Genomic DNA, 6,768 nt, shown 5'->3' on the forward strand with positions numbered 1-6,768 from the left:
GGAGTGGTGCCGGCCGGCCGCCGCGTACGGCACAGTGGTCCGGTGACGGTTGACGAGCTCACCCGGCCGGTGTCCCGCCGGACCCTGGGCACCGAGACGCTGCTGGTGCTCGGCCTCTCCCTCGGCCAGTCGGCGGCGTACGCGCTGGTCTCGCTGGTCGCCAAGCTGACCGCCACGGGCGGACTCGCGAAGCAGACCGCCGCGCTGAACACCTCCGCGTCGGCCCGGCCGTACCTCGACCTGGCGTACCAGCTCCTCGGCATCTTCTTCGCGCTGGTGCCGGTGCTGCTCGCCGTGCACCTGCTTGCGCGCGACCCCGGCCACCCGGCGCGGACCCTCGGGGTGGACCTGACTCGGCCCGGGTCGGACCTGGCCCGGGGTGCGGGCCTGGCGGCGCTGATCGGGCTGCCCGGGCTGGCGCTGGTCTGGGCGGCGGCGCAGCTCGGCGCCAACGCCACCCTGGTCCCGGCCGCCCTTCCGGACCTCTGGTGGGCGGTACCGGTGCTGATCCTGGCCGCCGTCCAGAACGCCGTGCTGGAGGAGGTGATCGTGGTCGGCTACCTGGTCACCCGGCTGCGGCAGCTCGGCTGGCGGCTCGGCGCGGTGATCGCCGCCAGCGCCGTGCTCCGCGGCTCCTACCACCTCTATCAGGGCTTCGGCGCCTTCGTCGGCAACGCGGTGATGGGTGTGGTGTTCAGCCTCGTCTTCCTGCGCACCCGGCGGGTGGCTCCGCTGATCGTCGCGCACACCCTGCTCGACGTGGTCGCCTTCGTCGGCTACGCGCTGCTGCCGAAGTCGTGGTTCGGCTGGCTCTGACCGGCAACTGACCCACCCGAGTTGCGGCAGGTCGTGCTGTCGCCGCTCAGGGACAGCGTGACCTGCCGTACCCGATGTGGATCATGCGGGCGGGGTCCGGCGTCCGTCGCCCGTCGGGCGGACCCGCGCCGGCCGGTAGCGGGCGACGGCCCGGGCGGCCAGCCGTTCCGTGGCCGCCGAGTCGGCTGCCGCGGCGGCGAGCACCGCCGCGCCCGGCAGCAGCCGCGACACCACCCGCAGCCCCAGCCAGCCACCGGCCTGCGCGGTCAACGGCATCGCCAACCGCCAGGCCGCCTCGGCCGCCCGGGCCCACAGCCCGTCCACCGGCGCGCCCGCCGAGCCGACCGCGTCCAGCGCCGCGCGGGCTGTCACGGTGTCCGGATGCGCCTGGGTCAGCACCAGCAGCTCCGCCGCCCGGTCCGGATGAGCGGGATCCCGGCCGTAGATTGCCGCCAGGTGCAGCACCAGGCTGGCCTGCGTCCACAACATCGCCGCCAGCTCCGTCACCGGCGCGAGGAGGCCGGCACCCGCCGCGAACGCCCCACCCGCACCGGTCAGCCGGACGAACCGCCGGGTCACCAGCCGGGCCAGCCCGTCGGCATCCGCCTTGGGGTACTCGCCCCGGGTTCGTTCGACCCAGTCCCGGGCACTCGGCCCGAGCGCGTCCACGGCGGCGAGGGCCAGCAGCTCCGGCGCGTACCCCGGGTGGTCGAGCAGGCGCGCGGCCGCCGCCCGCCAGCCCTTCCCAGGGGTACGCCCCGACTCCCGTTCCTGGCCGGCGGGCGCGAGCGGGCCGGCCGTCGCCATGGTGGCGGCCGGCAGCGTCGCAGGCTCGGGAGTCGCGGCGGTGGGGTTCGGGTCCGTCAGGGCGGTCCGTGTCGCCGCGGTGGTCTTCCTGGCCGACGTGGCCTTCTTCGCCGAGGTGGTCTTCTTGGCCGCAGCGGGCTCTGTCGCTGTGGTGGTCTTGGCCGGAGCGGCCTTCTTCGCCGGAGCAGCCTTCTTGGCCTGGGTGGTCTTCGATGCGGTTGCCGATTTCGGCGCGGTTGCCGATTTCGGCGTAGTTGCCGATTTCGTGGCGGTGGCGTTCCTCGCCGGCGCCGCATTCTCCGTCGCCGGCGTGGCCTTCTTCGCTGGGGCCGCCTTTTTGATGGCCATGGCGCGGCCAGCCGGCTCCGGGGTGGTCTCCTCCGCCTGTACGGCGTCGGCCGCGTGGGCCCTCGGTTGGCGGGGCGGGCCGTCCGGCCTGGCAGAGGCGGCGCTGTCCGGCGTGGCGGCCCCGGGCGCATCGACCTTCCCGGGAGTCGGGACGGCCTCCGCCGGCTGGATGGCCGCCGCGGGCGGGCGGGGGCGGGGCGCGGCGGCGGACGGGCCCGGCGGCGGTTCAATGCCGGCGGGTGGCGCATCCGGTGGCAGCTCGGGTCCGGCGGCGGATACGGCCTGCCGCTCACCAATCACGGCCGGGCGGGGCGCTACCGTCGCCGGGTCGGGCGGCTGGAAGAGCACGCTGGGGGCGGCCCCGGCCCGCCGGGGCCGGGTCGGGGTCTCACTGTCAGCGTCGGCGCGGCCCGCCAGCGGGGTGCGCGGTTCGGGGGTCGGTGGCGGAGTGAAGGTCGGCTTCGTGGAGCGGCTCCGCCGGGCATCGGCGGCGGGCTCGCGATGGGGTGGATCGCTCGGCGGCTGCTCCTGCATATCGACGAAGCCTAGCCCCGAGCGGGACGCCGCACACGGGGGAAACGCGGTCGTCGACCTCTTCCCGGTAGTCGCTTTGCTCCGGGTGGGGGAAGACCTGTATCCTCGGGCGCGGTGGTCTCCGGGCCACCGGGGAGACTTCGCCTAGTCTGGTCTATGGCGCCGCACTGCTAATGCGGTTGGGGTTTTAAAGCCCCTCCCGGGTTCGAATCCCGGAGTCTCCGCGCGAAAGCCAGGTGTGTAGACTGGCCGAGCACCGAGCGCCCGTAGCTCAACGGATAGAGCATCTGACTACGGATCAGAAGGTTAGGGGTTCGAGTCCCTTCGGGCGCACAAGACAGGGAAAAGCCCCCGACCAGCCGGAATGGCGAGGTCGGGGGCTTTTTCGCATCCCTGCGGTGCGGGCTGGGTGACGGGCTGACCAGGACGCGAGCCCGGACGCTCAGGGCATGGGCACTACCCGGATGATGCTGGCCCCGCTCGTCGTGTTGCCGTCGCCGACCACGGAGGTGACCAGGTTGTAGTAACCCGGCTTGGCGTCGGGACCGATCACGATGGTGCTGACGGGTCGTTCGTCGGGCATGCCGGATGGTCGGAACGGTGCGGCCGCGAAGGTGACCAGCCCCGGAACGGTTGGGGCGCCGCCTTCTGTCGCGGCTTTGAGGTCACCTACGGTGGCGAACGGGCCTGTCAGGAGTGCGGCCAACTCGACCTGCGGTGGGGTTCCGGCCGGCTCCTCCGGGGACTCGACGGTCCAATCGACGGTCAAGGTCTGGCCAGGCTGGTACGGCTTGTCGACGTCCAGGGCCTCACAGCAGGTGTAAGTCATTGGCATGGCCTCGGAGGGCGCAGGACCGCAGGCCGTCAGGAGCGGGATGACCATGCAGGTAAGCAGGCGAACCCGCGACGCGTTCATGCGCAGGATCGTAGGCCCAGGTAGCCAGTCCAGTAGCCGCGCAGCTGGCAGTCCCTGACCCAGCCTGACCCAGCACGACGCGCCAATACGCTGGCTGGAGCCCGACGGCTGCGGTGGGGACCGCGACCGGCGTGGAGCGGGGCGCTCAGGCATCGGCTCTCCTGGCCAAACGACGACCAGGGCAATCGGGCTAGAGGCATCGCTCGGGGGCCACGCTCGTTACGTCACGGACTCGCCACATCCATGTCACGCTCCCGTTGACACACCTATCTGGATTGAGTCCTCGGAATCGAGCACGATCGGTGGCGCTCTTCCTTCCTGGGGATGGACAGGGGGAGCGGCGGGCGGCCCCGAGCTCGGAGGGCTGGGGCTGCCCGCGCGCGGCGATCGACCGTCCAGATTGGGCGTCGGTTGGCAGGGCGGCGGAAGTTAACAGATCCATCAGATCCGGCAGGCGGTCCGTTCTGGCTTCGTCCCGATCTCGGCGGCGTCCACGACTGCGGTGTGGACTGTCGCATCAATCAAGTTCACCAAAGAATCAGCTGGCCGCAACGTTGTTCGCGGGATGCCGGAATCGCCCGATCCGGACCTGACTCGACCGGCGATTTATCCGCTGGTAGTGGTGTGCGTTCCTCCGGTGGGTCTGTCGCCCATGGCCATACGGCCGATGCGCTTGTCGACACCGGTCGACGTTCTGGATCTATTCCAGGAAGCAGGAGGCGGTCGATCTCGTGCTGTACACCTGGCGGCTCTTGCCTGGTCAGAAAGATCCTCTAGTCTCCAGCCGCTCGACTCCCCCACAGGAGGCTAATCTGATGGACTGGAACGGGCGCAAGCGAACACAAAGCGTGTTCGGCGTCTTCCTCGCAAGCGGTGCCCTCCTCTTGACCAGCGGGGTGCCCGCGCTGGCCGAATCGGCGGCATCGGTTCCCTTTATCAGTGAGATCCACTACGACAACGTCGGCACCGACACCGGTGAGGCGATCGAGATCGAGGCGCCGGTCGGTTTCGACCTGAGCGGCTGGCAGATCGTTCTCTACAACGGCGCGAACGGTGCGGCGTACAACACTCGGACGTTGAGCGGCACGGTGCCGGCGGCCGGTGTGATGGTCGCGAACTACCCGACCGACGGCATCCAGAACGGGTCCCCGGACGGTGTCGCGCTGGTTTCTCCGACCGGCACGGTTGCGGAGTTCCTCACCTACGAGGGCACTTTCACCGCGGTCGGCGGGCCGGCCAACGGGATGTCCGGCACCGACATCGGGGTCCAGGAGACTGCCGCCACCCCCGTCGGTCACTCGCTGCAGAAGATCGACGGCACCTGGAACCCCCCGGCGCCGAACAGCTTCGGCGCCATCAACACCGCTCCGGAGCCCGATCCCGATCCGGAGCCGGAGCCGGACCCGGAGATCGGCTGCACGGTCACCGTTGACCACACCATCGCGGAGGTCCAGGGCACCGGCAGCGCCACGCCGCTGGCGGACAGCCGGGTCACCGTCGAGGGCATCGTGACCGCCAACCACCGCACCGGTGGCTACAACGGCGTCTTCGTGCAGACCGCCGGCAGCGGTGGCGACCGTCCGGTCGCCGCGGGTGTCGCGTCGGACGGCATCTTCGTCTACATGGGCACGAACACGGCGAACCACCAGCCGGTCGCGATCGGCGACCGGGTGCGGGTCACCGGCACGGTGAGTGAGTACTACAGTCTCACGGAGTTGAACACCGCCGCCAAGGCCGACGTGCAGATCTGTGAGCGCGATGTGGCCCTGCCGGCCCCGGTTCCGGTGAGCCTGCCGCTGTCCGAGGATGCCCGCGAGTCGGTCGAGTCGATGCTGGTGGCGCCGGTCGGCCAGTACACCGTCTCCGAGGTGTACAACACCAACCGGTACGGCGAGGTCGTGCTCGCCGCCGGTGACAAGGTGGCCTTCACGGCGACTGATGTGGCCCGTCCAGGTACGGACGCCGCGAAGCAGGTGATCGCCGACAACAAGGCTCGGCGGATCGTCCTCGATGACGGCCAGACCACGAACCTGTCGACCGCTGGTCTGCTGCCGCCGTACATCTCGAAGGAGAACCCGCTGCGGGTGGGCGACTCGGTCGAGGCGTTCGGTCCGGTCGTGCTGTCGTACAGCTTCGACGAGTGGCGTTTCCAGCCGACCACCCCGGTCAGCGCGGACACCCCGACTGCCGCTCGGACGACCTTCAAGGCCACCAACCCCCGTACCGCCGCCCCGGTGAACGTCGGCGGCGACATCCGGGTCGCGACCTTCAACGTCCTCAACTACTTCGTGCACTTCGGCGGCAACGCTCGCGGTGCGGCGAACGAGGCCGGGCTGGCCAAGCAGGAGGCGAAGATCGTTTCCGCGATCAGCGCCCTGGACGCCGACGTGGTGGCGCTCGAAGAGATCGAGAACTCGGTCCGGTTCAACGCGAGCGACCCGCAGCAGGCGCTGAAGCGCCTGGTGACCGCGCTCAACGCCAAGGACGGCGCCGGGACCTGGGACTACGTGCGTAGCCCGGCCGAGCTGCCCGGCCCGACCCAGCAGGACTTCATCACCACGGCGATCATCTTCAAGCCGGCGAAGGTCCAGCCCAAGGGTGCGTCGCGCTCGATCAACGACGAGACCGTGTGGTCGAACGCCCGCGAGCCGATCGCGCAGGCGTTCACCGCCGGACAGCTCACCTTCATCGCGGTGGTCAACCACCTCAAGTCCAAGAGCGGCACCGGGACCGGCGACAACGCCGACACCGGTCAGGGCAGTTGGAACGCGGACCGGGTCAAGCAGGCCAAGTCGCTGACCGCGTTCCTCGACCGGTTGAAGGTCGACAGCGGCACCGACAACGTGCTGGTACTCGGCGACATCAACGCGTACAGCCAGGAGGACCCGATGCAGGTCCTCTACGACAAGCAGTACCAGGACCTGAACAACACCGGTAAGGCCACCTACGTCTTCGGTGGCGAGTCCGGCTCGCTCGACCACGCTCTCGCCTCCCCGTCGATGGCGTCGAAGGTCACCGGGGTCGACGTGTGGCAGATCAACGCGGTCGAGTCGTTCGCCTTCCAGTACGACGGCCTCGGTGCCTTCTACGAGGCGAACCCCTACCGGGCCAGCGACCACAACCCGATCGTCGTCGGCGTCAGCACCGGTGCAAAGCCCGTCAACCTGCAGCTGCTGGGTATCAACGACTTCCATGGTCGGTTGGAGTCTCCGGCGACCGTGGGTGGTCAGCCGGCCGGTGGCGCTGCTCAGTTGGCTGGTCTGGTCGGTCAGTTGCGGGCGCAGAACCCGAACACGGCGTTCATCTCCGCCGGTGACAACATCGGCGCGTCGACGTTCGTCTCGGCG

Annotated in this window: 4 protein-coding genes and 2 tRNA genes; 4 read left to right on the forward strand and 2 right to left on the reverse strand. The window is 70.2% G+C overall.

Annotated elements, in window-relative coordinates:
- Positions 1 to 42 precede the first annotated feature (42 nt).
- Positions 43 to 816 carry a CPBP family intramembrane glutamic endopeptidase gene (locus tag ACIRG9_RS24255; protein WP_402860051.1) on the forward strand — a complete coding sequence of 258 codons (774 nt, stop codon included), beginning with the start codon at positions 43 to 45 and terminating at the stop codon, positions 814 to 816.
- Positions 817 to 897: 81 nt separating this feature from the next.
- Here the strand turns inward: ACIRG9_RS24255 and ACIRG9_RS24260 are convergent, their stop codons facing one another.
- The gene (locus ACIRG9_RS24260; RefSeq protein ID WP_402860054.1) at positions 898 to 2,505 is read right to left on the reverse strand and encodes a hypothetical protein; all 1,608 of its coding nucleotides are present in this window, start codon (positions 2,503 to 2,505) and stop codon (positions 898 to 900) included.
- 133 nt (positions 2,506 to 2,638) lie between these two features.
- Here ACIRG9_RS24260 and ACIRG9_RS24265 point away from each other — a divergent pair.
- Positions 2,639 to 2,729, forward strand: a tRNA-Ser gene (locus ACIRG9_RS24265).
- Between the two features lie 36 nt (positions 2,730 to 2,765).
- Positions 2,766 to 2,838: transfer RNA gene (locus ACIRG9_RS24270), tRNA-Arg, on the forward strand.
- Positions 2,839 to 2,947: 109 nt separating this feature from the next.
- Here ACIRG9_RS24270 and ACIRG9_RS24275 read toward each other — a convergent pair.
- A complete protein-coding gene (locus tag ACIRG9_RS24275; RefSeq protein ID WP_402860057.1) occupies positions 2,948 to 3,421 on the reverse strand; it encodes a hypothetical protein in 474 nt (157 codons plus the stop codon).
- 815 nt (positions 3,422 to 4,236) lie between these two features.
- On the opposite strand from ACIRG9_RS24275, the gene ACIRG9_RS24280 reads away from it, so the two are divergent.
- A partial coding sequence (locus tag ACIRG9_RS24280; protein ID WP_402860060.1) for an ExeM/NucH family extracellular endonuclease occupies positions 4,237 to 6,768 on the forward strand: 2,532 nt, incomplete at its 3' end.

Origin of the sequence: Micromonospora sp. NPDC093277, assembly GCF_044765245.1 — a bacterium.
Lineage (GTDB): Bacteria > Actinomycetota > Actinomycetes > Mycobacteriales > Micromonosporaceae > Micromonospora.